Origin of the sequence: Lacunimicrobium album (genome assembly GCF_052161635.1) — a bacterium.
Lineage (GTDB): Bacteria > Planctomycetota > Planctomycetia > Planctomycetales > Planctomycetaceae > SXPC01.
Map to the genome: position 1 here is coordinate 3,300,001 of NZ_CP197413.1, position 15,430 is coordinate 3,315,430.

12 protein-coding genes and 1 pseudogene are annotated in these 15,430 nt (G+C 51.8%); 7 read left to right on the forward strand and 6 right to left on the reverse strand.

The genetic code is table 11. The annotated features are described in order from the left end of the window. Positions 1-331: 331 nt before the first annotated feature. Positions 332-1,342, reverse strand: a complete 1,011-nt coding sequence (locus tag SH248x_RS13010) for an HAD family hydrolase (RefSeq protein WP_459554713.1) — start codon at positions 1,340-1,342, stop codon at positions 332-334. A 421-nt stretch (positions 1,343-1,763) separates the two neighbouring features. Between SH248x_RS13010 and SH248x_RS13015 the strand changes: the two genes are divergently transcribed. Then, a complete protein-coding gene (locus tag SH248x_RS13015; RefSeq protein ID WP_459554714.1) occupies positions 1,764-3,806 on the forward strand; it encodes a hypothetical protein in 2,043 nt (680 codons plus the stop codon). Positions 3,807-4,792: 986 nt separating this feature from the next. On the opposite strand, the gene SH248x_RS13020 is transcribed toward SH248x_RS13015, so the two are convergent. Then, on the reverse strand, positions 4,793-5,062 hold the full coding sequence (locus SH248x_RS13020; protein ID WP_459554715.1) for a colicin immunity domain-containing protein: 270 nt from the start codon (positions 5,060-5,062) through the stop codon (positions 4,793-4,795). A gap of 597 nt (positions 5,063-5,659) precedes the next feature. Between SH248x_RS13020 and SH248x_RS13025 the strand changes: the two genes are divergently transcribed. Then, positions 5,660-6,040: a hypothetical protein gene (locus SH248x_RS13025; protein ID WP_459554716.1), complete on the forward strand. Its 381-nt coding sequence runs from the start codon at positions 5,660-5,662 to the stop codon at positions 6,038-6,040. A gap of 142 nt (positions 6,041-6,182) precedes the next feature. Beyond that, entirely contained in the window at positions 6,183-6,704 is a 522-nt protein-coding gene (locus SH248x_RS13030) for a hypothetical protein (RefSeq protein WP_459554717.1), read from the forward strand. Positions 6,705-7,001: 297 nt separating this feature from the next. Here the strand turns inward: SH248x_RS13030 and SH248x_RS13035 are convergent, their stop codons facing one another. Further along, positions 7,002-7,253, reverse strand: coding sequence for a hypothetical protein (locus SH248x_RS13035; RefSeq protein ID WP_459554718.1), 252 nt, complete (start codon positions 7,251-7,253; stop codon positions 7,002-7,004). A 141-nt stretch (positions 7,254-7,394) separates the two neighbouring features. Continuing rightward, positions 7,395-8,093, reverse strand: coding sequence for a transposase (locus tag SH248x_RS13040; protein ID WP_459554719.1), 699 nt, complete (start codon positions 8,091-8,093; stop codon positions 7,395-7,397). Between the two features lie 677 nt (positions 8,094-8,770). On the opposite strand from SH248x_RS13040, the gene SH248x_RS13045 reads away from it, so the two are divergent. After that, on the forward strand, positions 8,771-9,430 hold the full coding sequence (locus tag SH248x_RS13045) for a response regulator transcription factor (RefSeq protein WP_459554720.1): 660 nt from the start codon (positions 8,771-8,773) through the stop codon (positions 9,428-9,430). Positions 9,431-9,587: 157 nt separating this feature from the next. Then, entirely contained in the window at positions 9,588-11,195 is a 1,608-nt protein-coding gene (locus SH248x_RS13050; RefSeq protein ID WP_459554721.1) for a methyl-accepting chemotaxis protein, read from the forward strand. Positions 11,196-11,364: 169 nt separating this feature from the next. Here the strand turns inward: SH248x_RS13050 and SH248x_RS13055 are convergent. Next, a pseudogene (locus tag SH248x_RS13055) lies at positions 11,365-11,586 on the reverse strand (transposase); the annotation flags it as partial. A gap of 344 nt (positions 11,587-11,930) precedes the next feature. Next, on the reverse strand, positions 11,931-13,022 hold the full coding sequence (locus SH248x_RS13060) for a DUF1559 family PulG-like putative transporter (protein WP_459554722.1): 1,092 nt from the start codon (positions 13,020-13,022) through the stop codon (positions 11,931-11,933). A gap of 429 nt (positions 13,023-13,451) precedes the next feature. Between SH248x_RS13060 and SH248x_RS13065 the strand changes: the two genes are divergently transcribed. After that, positions 13,452-14,027, forward strand: a complete 576-nt coding sequence (locus SH248x_RS13065; protein WP_459554723.1) for a YceI family protein — start codon at positions 13,452-13,454, stop codon at positions 14,025-14,027. A 123-nt stretch (positions 14,028-14,150) separates the two neighbouring features. After that, on the forward strand, positions 14,151-15,155 hold the full coding sequence (locus SH248x_RS13070) for a hypothetical protein (protein ID WP_459554724.1): 1,005 nt from the start codon (positions 14,151-14,153) through the stop codon (positions 15,153-15,155). Positions 15,156-15,430: the final 275 nt, after the last annotated feature.

Consider the following 15,430-nt stretch of genomic DNA (forward strand, 5'->3'; position numbering starts at 1 on the left):
AAAAGTCAACCGAGTCGATTCAGAATTTTTTAGATTTAAACCGAAGGCTGACAAGGACTTAAGATCGGCTTGCCTCACTTTTTACTTTAATCATTCCTTCTTGCGAAGTAACGAAAAAAGAACGGATGTCAGATCCACCTCTTGAAAGGTGTCAGTGACAACCGCTGAGTGATAGGCAGATAATAGCCGAGCCAAGCCAATCGTCAAGCGACCGATGAATGTTTTTTTAAGAAATCGAAGCGGTGTGTATCTGGGGCCATCCTGGGCGTCTATGGGGGGACAATTGTTCGGGGTCATTCAAAAGCCCCAAAAAGAACGCACCAGCAACGACTTATGGGTCGTCGGCTGGCCTGGATGGATAGATGAGCTTCCAATCCGTTCGCATGCTGATGAGTTGCCAGCCGAAGAATGGAGCCTGGTCGAGTCCGCGATCGAGGGCTCCGACCGGGGAGTGGCGGTCGTAGGACCATTCGCGGACTGGGTCGTCGTGATGAATGATGATTCCGAGACGTGGGCCTTTAGCCACTGTGGTCCACTGCAGCATTTCAAAGTCGCCGTCTGAATTTCCGGCGGCGAAGATGGGGCGATGGCCGATGGACTGGTTGATGCCGACCGGTTTTCCAGACTTGTCGTCTATGAAGTTGATTTCGGGCAGGCGAACAAGAACGGGCTGGCCGTCGCGCAATTCGAACTTCGTCTTGATGCTACTGCCGACGACTTGCTCGGGAGGGACGCCGTAGATCTCCTGGGAGAAGACCCGCATGAACTCGACACCGCCGCCTGAGACGATGAAGGTTTTGTAGTTGTGGGCTCGCAGGTAGCTGAGCAGTTCGAGCATGGGTTGGAAGACGAGGTCGGTGTAGGGCTTTTTGAGCTGGGGGTGCCTGGCCGTTTTGAGCCAGTCGCGGACGATTTGTTCGAATTCTTCCGTGGTCATGCCCGCGTGAGTTGTGAGCACGACTTGTGCGATCCCCTGCTCTCCTGATTTGGCGAGGGTTTTCAGGTCGTTTTCGAGAATCGCCTTGAAAGGCTGCTTATCCTTCCAGTCCGGGTGGTCCGGTGCGAGTTGCTTGACGCGGTCGACGGCAAAGAGGAACTGGAAGTAGAGAGGCTGCTCGGACCAGAGGGTGCCGTCGTTATCGAACGTTGCGATGCGATCGGGTATGGGGATGAAGTCGGGAGAAGATTCCTCCGTTGTTTTCCGGACGAAATCGATGATCGCGGACTTGGCCGGGCCTTCGTTCCAGGATGGGAGTGGGTCGGTGGGTTGCCGGGCAGTCGTAATGTTTGCGACTACGGCAATGATGATCAGGGTGTGACACCACGTTTTCAGCAGGTGCATGTTTTGCTCGTCTGACTGCGGATGGTTGAACCACCTAGGCACGGAGACATTCAGGGATTTTAGTCTGAAAGGAGGCGGGAGGAGGAAGAGGGAAATGGTGGAATTCATGAAGAATTCGAAATTCGGAGTGGGGATTCGAGGTGGTTGGAGGGGATTGTGGTGCGTTGGGGATTGTTGGGTTGAGAGCGAGCGGGGCGGTTACAAACTCAAGAGAGAGAGAGAGAGAGAGAGAGAGAGAGAGAGAGAGAGAGAGAGAGAGAGTATCGCGGGGGCGTATTCCGCGCTGTGTTGGTAGCAGTGAGTCTATGGGACAGGGGGTTTACACCCCCCGCTCGCCTGAGAGGGGATTGTGGTTGAGGATGGGGGGTGGGTATGATTTGATCATCTGCGCCTGGACATTGATTATTGGAAGATGGTTTCTATGAGACTTGTCGTATTGAGAGTCGCGTGTTCGGTGATGATGTGCGCGATAGCCAGGGCATCGGTCTGGGGACAGGTCGTTGAAAAAGAAGTGGTGATTGAGCCGACATGGGTGCAGGGTGAGCAACAGATCGAGATGCTGGGGGAGGTGGTCCAGTTTCTCTTTTTAAATGCTGGAGTCGGACAAGCGGAGGGAGTGCCGGAGCGAGAGAAGGAGGCGATTGATCGTCGACTGAAGGAGCATGCCGGGGCTTGGCTGGAGTGGGTGGAGCATGTTTGCGGGTTGAGCGCGGAGCAGAAAACTCGTGTGGCGGCGATGGCTAAGGAGTTGCAGGAAAGCAAGTTCACGGCGAAGAGATCGCGGCCGCAGATTACTGCTTATGGGCTGTCCGAATCGATGCCGGTGATTTTTCCTTCCAAGAATGGATTGGCCAAGACGTATGCCAATGCGCTGCGCGGACGCCTGAATGAAGGAGAGATTCTGACGAGTGAGCAGAAGGTTCTTTTGGAGAAAGCGATCATCGAACGGGTTGCGGCGCATCATGGTGTCTATTGTGGGCGCGTGGTGAATCTGTTTGATGAGCGGCTTTGTTTTCTGCCGGAGCAGCGGGCGCAGATTTATGAGTCTATGCTCAAGTCGCGTCGCAAGCTGACGGGTGCGCTGTATTCGTTTGGCCAGAGCTATTTTTTGCCGTATGAGCCGACGTCGAGGGTTCATCAGTACTTTAAGAAGCACCTGAGTCCTGAGCAGAGTGCGCTCCTGGAGAAGCTTGATGGGAGCGAGAGCTATGCCATTTTTTATGGGGAAGATCTTGTCGGAACGAAAGAGGTGATGGAGGCGGATATTGCGAATCGGGCGGAGATCCTGCGACTCGTGATCGCGGTGCGGATGAAGCTATACCAGAACATGGCTGCGAAGAATGGGGGTGTCTTGCGGCCGCTGGAGATTGCCAGTAAGGGAGTGCACCAGCAGGTGATGGAGAAGTGGCGGAAAGAATGCCTGAGTCAATTACAGCAGTATGAGGACGGGGCGATGGGGATGCAGCAGGACATCAGTATTGTCCTGCAGGCGCCGAATTTCGACCTGGAGAGAAATGGACTCTGGAAGACGACGACAAAGAAACTTTCGTTGAGTGAGGTTGCGGACCGGCGAACGCGTGCGATCAATGATGCAGAGGTGGGTTATCGGGTCGTGCTGCTGGATGATGAGTTGTGGTTGCGACCTGAGCAGCAGGTTGCACTTCGCAAGCTGATGGAGGAACGAGTGGGGGGAGATATTTGTCGAAACATGGAGCAAGACGCCGTGAGTCTGAAGGCGTTTATCGAGATGGCTCATGCGTTGCACTTCATTCAAGATGGCGAGGCGAGCGCGATTTTGAGTGAGTCGCAGATGGCGGTCTGGCGTGGATTGAAGGAGAGGCTGTTCGTGAAGGAGGGGCGGATCCATTTGATGGTTGGAGCTGAGGATGCGGATATCGGGGGATTGAGTACGGGGGAAGAGAGCGAGGAGGCTGAAGAAGAAGAAGAGTTGGACGTGGAAGGCCAAATGGTGATTGTTGAGGGAATGAAGATCATGGCCGGACAGGCGGTGGGGGTTGATTTTGACTTCAACGCGGTTAATGAAGCGGCCGTTCAGATTGTGACGGAGCCGAAGTCGAGTCGGCCGCATGCGTGGGAGAAAGGCGGGCGGGTGACGGTTGGTGCGAGGTTTTATGAAGGGGACGCTGCGAGAGTGGTGGGGGTTGCGGTTGATGTTCTGCTGGAAGAAGTCGAGGAGCATGAGCACTATGTCTTGATGACGCTACGAGGGAGTCCGGAGGAGGTGGAGCAGATCAAGAAGGTGGCGGGGGTGAGTGAGTATTGTTTTGAGGTGATGCCGTTTCGCGAGGAGCAGCGAGGGGCGTTTGAGGGGGATTTGAAGATTGAGGAGGTGCTGGGGGAGACGGAGGTTTATCGGGCGGGTGGAGTGAAGGATTGGGGACTGGGAGCGAAGAGTGAGAGGTTGGAGGCACCCGGGAAGGGGGAGTTGCCGAGGCGGGAGTGAGGGGGGATGAGGCGTGAGGGATATTGTTTTGGGGGGGGCGGGAAGAGGGTAATTGGATTGGAGTGGTCGCGCTAATGAGTCCTGACCCCTTTTATTTCATCACTTGACGCTTTTGTTCTCACTCGACAATCCTAACTATTGTTTAATAGAAGAACAGTGATCCTTATGAGTCTATACATCGAGTTAACAGAAAAGCTATACAAGAACGGTGCAATATCTCATAACGAATGGCTACAAATTTCACGCTTCGCTCTGGCAGAACTATCTAGTTTTTTTGAAATGAATGCGAAAATTATGCAGGAAGAGTCAACATTGCCGGACGACAAGGTCTTGCTCGACTTCAAATGTGATTCAGTGGGCTTGTTGAACATTGGAATATCTGCCAGAGGAATACTATATTCCGTGAAGCTTAACGAGAATGCATACATACATATCGAAGCGATAGTTTTTTCTATGCTCAAGGAAAAGTGTTGGCTACACTTGATAATCGTGCATTGCAAGGGGTCTTGTACTATGACCCTATTTACGGCATCAACGGGTGGGATTTTAAAGGTTGGTTTCCAGACGAATTTGGAGAATTCGAAGACATGTACTCATATGTGCAATAATTAATTTTATCTCCATTCTTGGAGTAACTTATTTTATTTTTACATAATATTCTGCTTGGCAGTGCGGTGCACAAAGCTTTGGGGAAGTCTCCAATCTGAGTTCAACATATATAGAACTGTAATATAATTAGCAGGAGCAGAAAAGGGGTCAGGACTCGTTCGTGTCTTCTTTGAGTGCTCTGACTCCTGGGCGGCCGCGAGGCGTAGGGTGGAGTTGAGTTTGAGGCGTTTTGCGGTGGAAGTGAGTCCTGACCCCTTTTGTTCCCTGACCCCTTTTGTTCCCTTTTTTGGGGGCGGGAAGAGGGTAATGGGATCGGGGTGGAATGGTCGGGGAAATGAGTCCCGACCCCTTTTATTCCCTTGTCTTCGACGTACCGACTACGAAATTAACTGGTCAATTACGCTCTGAACCTTACTCTTTAAAGTATTTGGGTCAAGCTCGTAGTCATTTCGGTCGTCATGTGGATTGTATAAATCAGCAAAGCAAAAAATGGTTGATAATCCCACGCTCAACTCCGGTGAGTCATTAAGTAATATACCGTCCGCGCCCTCTTGCTTCCAGCGTTGCATAAATCTGCTGACAAACTCATCGGCGGAAACTTCCTGGTCAGTGAATTTTTTTGCTAAAATGAGTAACTTTTTACTCACCGTAAAATGCCTTCTACTATGAGGGAGATTAAAAGGGACAGGACTCTTTGTGTTCACTTTACCCGGGAGACTACCTTAATCTTGGTGGTTGAAAAATGGAATGAGGGAAACAGTGGTAGATGGGGTGGGAGGGTTCGCAAGTTGTGAGGCCGCGTGGCTGGCGTAATTGTTTTAAAGAGTTCTGATCCCGCGGTTTTGCTCGTGACAAATGTCACCTTGTCTTGTGAGTGCGAGAAGAGACTGATGGGATCGGAAGGGTAGTGCAAATGAGTCCTGACCCCTTTTATCCCCCTCGATTGTTGGTGTCGGGGTGATTGCACTTGATCGCGTATGGCGACGTGCCTTGTCGGCTACGCCGATCCAGCCATGAACGGCTGGACCACCCCCTGCAATTGTTTTGCAGGGGGGTTACTCCAACCGCCGGTTCTTTGTCGTTATGATGCGAGTTGCGTCGGCTGCGACAGTCGACCTACGGGGCTATGCAGGCTCGCCATTTATGGCGACGAATTCTACTGAGCAAGCCAGCAGTGCCATCTGATGCGGGGATGGGATATTCTCTAAAGAGCCCTGCCCTCTCTGTTTTAGAATAGTGATTCAATGAATGAAGACGGCCCGGAGATTGAGCTTGGTGATTACATCAGGTTGCAGTTGCTGGATAATCAGTATCTGCTCAAGAAGTCGCGGCCGTTGATTTTACTTCAGCGAGAAGAGAGTAATCTGGCGTGGTTTCGATTTGTGAATCACGAGAATGAGATTGCAGAGTTCAAGACGGCCTGGGACAGGACCAAGTTGCATCTGGCGTGGGAACTGAGAGCGTTCCAGGGGAACGATGTCATTGGACGGCGGTGGCGTCGGGTTTCATTGAAACCTTACCAGGGCATTGGCCAGGCTCATACAGAAATCACTGTCGATTACATGTCACAAGACGGAACGATGATGTCGGCATCGACGGTGATTCGTGTTGGACGACTGCCTTAGTGGTTGATGATTTGTGTAGGAAGTACGGGATCTGTTTAGAGCAGCTTTCAAAGTCTGGCTGGCCTGGATTTTCGAAAGGAGTTTAATGAGTCCTGACCCCTTTGTTTCTTTGACCACTTTGTTTCTTATTAGAGTAAAAAACATGCGAATCGATACCATTTCCCCCACTGTGCCAGTTGAGATCGAGTGCGATGGATATGTTCCATTGGTGGTCCGTTATGACGGCTACAAAGGGCCAATGTCAATGGCACCCAAATACTGGCGAACTGGAGATTTTAAGCACACCCTTATTGAAGTTGCTGTCAACCCATCGTCCGGGGCGATATGCCAGATGGTTGTGACTTCGTTGCGTCCGCTACAGTCGGAACCGATAGCCATCAATGTCCCATCCAACAAGAATGGCATGCCATGTGCATCCATGTCGCAGTGGGCAAACGATCAAAAAAGGGTCGATATCGAGCAAGATGTGACGGCATCACTTGTTGGTCGAGAGTTGACTGTTGTTTTCGGGAAGGTGGAACCGACATCTCTCAAAGGAATTGTCTGTGATCGAATGACCTTTTTGATTGACCACTTCGATGAGCTTCGCGGAATCCAAGTTGGAAACTTGTCTGAACAAGAGGTTGCAAATCTCCTCTATGCAACTGGTCAAACGGGTACATGACTATGGTTTTTGCTCTTAGCTCAGATTGCTTGACCTCTGCATCACGATCTTCGCAGGCTATGCAGATGGGTGAGATTCCACGCAGTTGAGAGAAGCCAAAAGGGGTCAGGACTTGTTTCTGTTTTCATTGACGGGTTTGACTCTTGGGCGGCCGCGGGGGCGCAGGGTGGAGTTGAGGTTGAGGTTGAGGCGTTGTGTGGTGGACATGAGCCCCTAGCACTTTTCCTCTTCTTAAATGAGTCCTGACCCCTTTGTTTCTCTGCCGGGTGCTAGTTGAACACGCCCGAAGAGTTGCAACTAACCCAAATCCAGAACATTGACGCCGCCCTTTTCAACCCGCACCGAACCATCTCCGGGCCAAACCGCAATCACCGGTGAACCACTCTGATCCATCGAGACGTTGAGCGTTACCGGTTCATTCTCGAATTCGTCATTGACACGAACTTCCTCACCTTCACTCAAAGAAACCATCGCACCTTCTGGCTCGATGGATAGCAGCAACAAACCGGCGAAGTCGTTGCGAACTACAAAGCGATTGAACTGAGCCACGAAATGTCTCCTTTTAATTGCCGAAGATTGAGGCGGCGATTTCTCGAAGTTGACTTGCCCTGCCAGCCGCACTTGGATTGCCGGGCGTAATGCGTGCGATGTGTTCGTAGCCTTCTGCAACATCAGGAGAAGCCAAAGGGGTCAGGACTCGTTTTCGTTTTCATTGACGGGTTTGACTCTTGGGCGGCCGCGGGGGCGTAGGGTGGAGTTGAGGTTGAGGCGTTGTGCGGTGGTGGAGGTCCATGCGGGGTCTCCGAGGGGTTTGCCTTTCTGGACTGACTGTCTGATGGCGTTTAGTTCTGGTGCTGATAACGGTGTGTTGACTCGTTCCAGCCAGCGTGGAAGTCTGGGAATTGGCCAGGGGGTCAGCAGTTTGGGGTCTGGTTCGCGGTTCTGTGACCATCGTTGTAATGATGACCAGGGCCATTGCTCGGCGCTGGTCACGAGTTCGTCGCGCACGGGATTGCGTTCGACGTAGCGGCAGACGGTCAGGAAGTGTTCGTCGTCCTGGATCGGGAAGCTTTTGAAACGTCCTTGATAGAGGTGGCCTTGGCCGCCGGTTTGGTAGTGGGCGTGATAGCGCATGGTATGGGTGGCGGTGATCCATCGCATGAAGCGGCTCATTTCGCCGTCGATGGTTGGGCGGAGGATCAAGTGCCAGTGATTGGGCATCAGGACGTAGCAGAAGAGTTGGATCTGGTAGCGCTCGAGCCCTGCTGCGAGGACGCGTTCGAAGGCCTGGTAGTCTTCGGGCTTGTGGAAGATCGTTGCGCGGGCGTTGCCACGGTTGAGGGCGTGGTAGAGGCCGTTGGCTTCGTCGATGCGGGGTGGTCTTGGCATGGCTACATGGTACTTGAGATGCGGAATGGTAGCAAGAAAGAGTCCTGACCCCTTTTGTGGCGGTGATTTCTTGATGCTGACCAGGAGTAATTCATTCTGTTAAATAGCTCCCTTCTAAGAGACATTTAATACATAACTATCATCGCTTATTAGATGTGTGACGCATGAACAGATCTCAGTTTTCTTCGCAACGATTTCCGCGAGGATGGTTTTTCGTGTCGGCGTATCCACAAAAGGACATTGGTTCGGTCGTAACATTTCAGAAAAATGACGCTTCGCTTACACCGACGAACCCTGGCAAAGGAAATCAACGGCGATGTGGCCACTCTTTCACAATATACACTTGAACTAAATCACTAGTGCACATAATAATTTTCCACTAACGCCGTGTGACGACTATTTCTTAAATAGTGCGAATACGCACAAGTACGACAGTATGCGTAAAGGGATTAATGATATCCATACATTACTGACAGCTGATGCTATTGCGTGCGGCGAACGAGCCGAAGCCGTCAAAAGAGAAGCCTTTTGCCTTGTTTTTGCGTAAAAAGGGGCAGTTTTGGATATATGGGGATTCAGATCGCAAGAACGCATTAAGACTTTCTATATTCACGCCGATAGAGGCAAAAGGCTCCTTCTTAAGCACTTCCATTTCATATCTGATTTAGGTCTTCATCATGTCTCTTCTTCATCGTATCGTTGTGTGCGACAAGAATCTTGCCGTTGCGCAATCATTCGCTGACGCGTTTCAGAACAGCTCGTTTTTTGATGTGATTGCCACAGAGACATGCGGTGCTCATTTGATTGGAAGGCTCAAAACGCTGTCATTCGATCTGCTGGTCGCGGAGATCAACCTGGGGTCCATGAGTCTGTTTGATATTACAGAGCAACTGCCGCAGGATGAGACTCTTCCGAAGGTGGTCGTTCTTACGGACAAGTGGAGTGATTTTAGCATCACCAAGTCGATCAAGTATGGATACAAAGGGTATCTGTTGAAGTCTGACCCACTTCAAATGGTGATGCACAAGCTGCGACGGATTGCACGAAATCAATCGATCTACCCGGAAATCAATGACAACAAATACTATTTTTACGACACCAAGCGTGCGGTCTACAAGCTTTATCCCAAGCAACGCTGGAGGAGCCTGACAATGCGTCAAGTCGAGGTTCTTATCAAGCTGGCAGTTGGGCTGACTGTCAAAGAAATCGCCACGGCTTTCCATATTTCCGAGAAGTCTGTTGAGAGCCACAAGTACCGAATTATGGAAAAACTGAACATTCACAACCGAGTCGAATTGGCGCGATTTGCCATCAGGCATCACCTGATCGAGGCGTGATGAATATCAGGTTTGCGTTGTCCGGTTGTTCGGAAAGATTGCGGAGAGTCTCAGGTCAGTAAACCGACACCTGAGGACCTAACGTCGTGCGATTATTTTCATTTTGTACCCTCATTCGATTCAAGAATTCACAACTATTCCTAGGAACTTTTCAGTGATGACTGCACTTTCTTCTTTGAAGTCAAAAGACACTTCTGGTTCTGTAGGAATCAGCCAGGTTTCCGATTCATTGCTGCCGGCAAGGATGGCAGCCCTGCTCTCCGCGTACGCCTACATCGAGTTCTCGTTGGACGGGCATATCGTTTCGGCGAATGATCTGTTTCTTGATGTGATGGGTTATGAGTTTAAGGAGTTGGTCGGTCGGCATCACTCGATGTTCTGCGAAGAGCGTTTTGTGGCGTCAAAGGAGTATGCTGCTTTCTGGAAGAGACTGGCAGCTGGTGAATCGTTTATTGATGAATTCAAGCGAAAGACAAAGAGTGGTGCACTTGCCTGGTTGAAGGCTTCCTACCTGCCTGTCTTTGATGACAAGAACATGGTCGTTCGCGTGGTGAAGCTGGCTCAGGACGTGACTGAGCAAAAAATGCAGCAGATTCTCGTCGAAGGACAGATCGGTGCTATCAGCAAATCGCAGGCGGTGATTGAGTTCAATCTGGATGGCCATGTCATTACTGCCAACGAAAACTTTCTGGCGGTGACGGGATATCGGCTGGATGAAATCCAAGGTCAGCACCACCGTCTTTTTTGCGAGCCACAGTACACTCAATCTGGCGAGTATTCGGAGTTCTGGTCGAAGCTGCGACGAGGTGAGTTTGATAGTGGAATCTATAAGCGAATTGGGAAGGGTGGTACACCGGTCTGGATTCAAGCGACTTACAATCCTATCTTCGACCTTGATGGCAAGCCGTGCCGGGTGGTGAAGTTTGCGATTGATATTACCGCCGCCAAGATGCAGCAGATTCGTTTACTGGAGTCGATCTCGAAATCGTCGGCTGAACTGGATGAGCATTCAGCGCGATTAGATCGCGTGAGCAAGAAGCTCGTCGAGAATGCCGGAACGACATCGTACGAACTTGTGCAATGTGCGTCTGCTTCGGAAGAGATTTCCTCCAACGTCAATTCCTGTGCAGGAGCTGCCGAGGAAATGGAGACGAGCATTCGGGAGATCTCCGGCCATGCGTCTGAAGCGGCGAAGGTCGCGACGACGGCTGTGACGGCTGTCGATCAGACATGCCATCACATTGAGCTGTTGGGGAAAAGCAGCAATGAAATCGATAAAGTTGTGAAGCTGATTCATTCGATTGCCCAGCAGACGAATTTGCTCGCATTGAATGCCACGATCGAGGCGGCTCGTGCGGGGGATGCAGGAAAGGGCTTTGCTGTTGTTGCTCAAGAGGTGAAGGAATTGGCACGACGCACGGCCCATGCAACGGAAGAAATCAGCGAGAAGATCAAACGTATTCAGAGCGATACGGATGACGTTACTTCGGGAATCGATGTGATGAGAGAAACGATTGACCGGGTCAATAGTCTGTCCACGTCGATCGCATCGGCTGTCGAGCAGCAAGCTGCCACGTGCGGAGAGATGACTCGATCGCTGTCTGTGGCGTCGACTGGCACGCAGCAAATGACCGGTAGTATTACAAAAATTGGAACGCTTGCAGAGCAGACTACAGAGGGAGCACAGCAGGCGAAATCCACTGGAGAAAATATGGCTAGTCTGTCTTCGGCTGCACTCAACGGGCTGAAGACGATCCTTCAATAATCGAACTGAGGACTATCAGTGAGACGATTCAAGGCGGGCAGGACTCTTTGTTTTCTTTGTCACCGGACGACCAACTTGATCTCGGCGGTTGAAAAGATGGATCAATGGAGATGAAGGTGGATGGGCTATTCGTTCATTGGTTGATTAAGAGTCCTGACCCCTTTCTTCAAGTCATTTCGCCGTCGATGGTTGGGCGGAGGATCAAGTGCCAGTGATTGGGCATCAGGACGTAGCAGAAGAGTTGGATCTGGTAGCGCTCGAGCCCTGCTGCGAGGACGCGTTCGAAGGCCTGGTAGTCTTCGGGCTTATGGAAGATGGTTGCTCGGGCGTTGCCACGGTTGAGGGTGTGGTAGAGTCCGTTGGCTTCGTCGGTGCGGGGAGGTCTTGGCATGGTTAGGTTGTAGCTGAGATGTGGGGTGAAGGCAATAAAGAGTCCTGACCCCTTTTGGGTTCCCACTCGGCCCGGGCGCGGGATGGTGGTTACAAACAGGTCCTCAAGTGAGGTCGAGCGGATGCGAGGACCATTTTAGAGTCCTGTCCCTTTCTTCAAGGTCGTCGATGTGGGGAGGTCTTGGCATAAGTTTAGGGTTGCGTAGATGTGGATGGTTAGTAACAAAGAGTCCTGACCCCTTATTTGACTGGGTAGCTGAGACGTGGGGTGAAGGCAATAAAGAGTCCTGACCCCTTTTTGGTTGCCGGTTTGGGTGGAAAGTTGTCCGCTGGCTTGCGTTGGTATTAGAAGTCCTGGCTGATTCTTTCTTTGCGGTTTCTTGTGCATAGGGAGCCGAAGAGTTTTTCGTCGATCAGTTTGGAGATGCTGTGGGTTGAGCCGTCGGCGAAGACGAAATTGCAGAGTGATTTGTGTTGTGAGCCGAAGCCGAAGTATTGGCCATCGTAGGCCAGGGTCTTGCCGTAATCATGGATACGCTTGTCTGGGTCAGGCCACCAGGCGTCGAATAAGGCGTGATCGCCTCGCGGGCGGGCGCAGCAGCTATTGGCGTCGCCCCAGAGGCCGAACGGGGTTTCTCCTACGAGTATGGTCGAAGACATGCCGTCAAAGATATCGCCGTTTTTGACGGCACTGTTGGCGTACATGATGCCGTTGTTGGCTGGCTTGAGGGGGCTGTCCAGGTTTGAGGGATCGATGTGATCTGAGGGAAGGTCAATGCTTCGGTAGCCGAGATTCGCTCTGTAATTGGTGTAGCCGAAATTTTCAGGCCTGTTGGATGGCATACCTGCGGATGGACATAGATAGCTCTTCAGCGGCGTTTGCATTGCTGCCATGTTATTGGGACTGAATCTTAAATCATTGAAATCGACGTTCACTGTCGTTGCATCCATTTGGGGCAAGAGGAATGACTGCCAGCCCCAGAATGCGCTGACGAGCCATTCCGATAAGACGACGGTTTGTTCTTGTTCGGTGCACTCGGGGAGCCTTCCTCCCAGTCCATCGTTGCGGACCACACTTGGAATGACGGCCTCATCTTTGAAGGAGGCGACGATGGAATGAACCAGAATCACTTCGATGATGACTTCCCCGTTTTCGATTTTCGTCACTTCGCCGCATTCGACATGGAGATCGTCTGCAATCGGATTGATATAGCCGGGTGGATAACAACCAAAGCTGTCTGTGTAGTTGTGACAGGCGAGGCCGATCTGGTGGAGGTTGTTTTTGCATTCTGTGCGCCGGGCGGATTCCCTGGCCTGCTGCACGGCGGGCATTAAGAGGGCTACCAGGACCCCGATGATTGCAATCACCACCAGGAGTTCAATCAGCGTAAAACCTTTGACGAGCTTCAAACGAACTTCGCGATCGTTGGCGTTCATGGATCTTCACCTTTCTCAAGACGAACATCATTCGCGGGCACTGGGGCCCTGAGCTGCGGGACCGCGAGCAAGTCTGCAGCGAGGAAATCATCGAGTTTCAACCTCGTGGCGTTATCGTAATCGACTTTCCAGTACGGGTACAAATATTTCTTTGTGTGCGAAGTGATTTTTAGAGTTCGATTATTGGGGGGTTGGATTCCCCCCGTCATTGACGGGGGGCTAAATAAGGGAAGGGTGTCTTGGGGATTTTCTGTAAGGGGTGGTGGCAGGGGGCGACTTCACTTTGCTTGATTGTGTGTTGGGGCGGGAATGAGAGCGGTTGCTGCGGTTGTTCTCACGGGAAATTAACTTGACTATCTAATAAATGACACATAAAGTATTTTCCGTCTGCCCACACTCTGTTTCTGTTTGTTCTCGAAAGGACTCTTCATGCCACGCATCCTGATGACGCTCGTTGCGACTGTTGTTTTTGCTGTTTCTTCAACTTCGGCTTTTGCTCAGGCGACGACCTACACGATCGACAATTCGCATACGTCGCTGATCTTTGCTGTCAGCCACATGGGCTTCAGTGATACTTATGGACGTTTTAATAAGATCAGTGGTACGGTTGCCTGGGATGCTTCTGCACCGGCTGCCAGCAAGCTCGATGTGACGATCGATGCGAACACGATTGATACCAATGATGCGAAGCGCGATGATCACCTTAAGAATGCGGACTTCTTCAACGTCAAACAATTCCCGCTGATCACGTTCAAATCGACGAAGGTGGTTGTGGACGGGGAGAAGGTCAGTGTCACGGGCGATATGACGATGCATGGTGTGACCAAGCCTGTTACTCTGAGCCTGACGAAGCTCAAAGAAGGTGCGACTCCGTTTAAGGATGTTCGTATTGGCTTTCGCGGGACGACGACTTTGAAGCGATCTGATTTTGGGATGAACGGGATGCAGGGCGGGATTGGCGATGAGATCGCGATCATGCTGAGTTTTGAAGCGATCAAGAAGTAGTTTTGATGTGGGTGAGCGGGGGGGTGTTCAAGCCCCCTGCTCTTTTTTGCTGGCGCGGCAGATGCTGCGCTCACTTTGAGATCCACGGTCGGCACGACCGTGTCACACGATTGTCATTTGCTCATGCCGACGCTTCTTGAATTTGTGATGGTACTGGCTTTTTCGGCTGTGGCGAGTGCTGTGGTTGAGGTTGCGGGGCGTCGACTGCCTTCTGCGGTGCGGCTGTCTTTTGCGATGCTTGTGGGGATTGTGGCTGGTCATGTTGGGTATCAGTGGTGCAGTGATGTTGAGCTTGCGCGGGTTCTGGGGGAGCCGTCGTCGAGTGCGATGACACGTACGTGGGTTAGTTTTACGCAGCCGACGGAAGCTCGGTTGTGGTTGCCGGCGCTGTTGTTGATGGGGCTGGTGCCTGCTGGGGTGATCTCGTTGTTGACGCCGGGGCGTCGGCCTAGTCGGCCTGGAGATGAGGTGCCTAAGCCGTCTCAACGTCTGATTCCGAGTCTGGTTTCGGCGCTGGTTGCGTTGTTGGCGTTTGCGGGTTTGCAGTTGCGCGTGTTGTGGGGGAGTGTTTATCTTTTGAGTGAATGGTCGACGACGAATACGGCGGTCATTATTGCCGGGATTGCGATTGTAGCGACTTTTATGGCGACGTTCGGGCAGTTGAGCACGTCTCGCCGATATGTTTCGCTGCAGTTGCTTTTGACGGCGGCTTTGTTTGGGACGTCGGGGCTGGTTTTCCTGATGTCGGGGAGCAAGACCATCGGGATGTTGACGCTGTCGGGGCTGGGTGCGACGTTTGCTCTTGCTGTTATGACGCGGTTGCCTTCACGGGAACCGGCATCTTCTTTTCCGGCGTTTGCGACGGTGCTGGGGTTTGGTTCGCATTTGGCGCTGGCCTATTTTTATTCTGAGCTGACGAATGTGAACACGGCGTTTTTGATTTTGTCGCTGGCGTTGATTGTGGCTCTGCCGCGATTTCCCAAGACGTGGACGTGGCGGGCGCGGGTTGCTGTGCCGACGATGTTTACGGGTGCGTTACTGGCGTCTGCGATCACGAATGCGGGGATGGAGTTTCGGAAGGCGACGCAGCAGCAGGAAGCGGATCCGTATGCGGATGTTTATCAGTAGGGTTGGGTGGTTGAAAATTGGAGACCAGCCAGAGAGCAAAAGCTTCACCACAAAGGCTCAAAGCACACGAAGGTTCACAAAGGGAGAGAGCCCTTCCTGGTGATTTACCACTCAGAATCTTTATATTTTCAAAACGGCTTCTACTTTGGATGTCGAAAGTTAATGGTGGGGCGATGGCGTATTCTTAGTGGCTTACTGGATTGGGAGGTGTTAAGACAGGGGGTTGACACCCCCCGCTCGCCTTTTCGGATTCGACTTCGTGGGGTGGAGTGGAT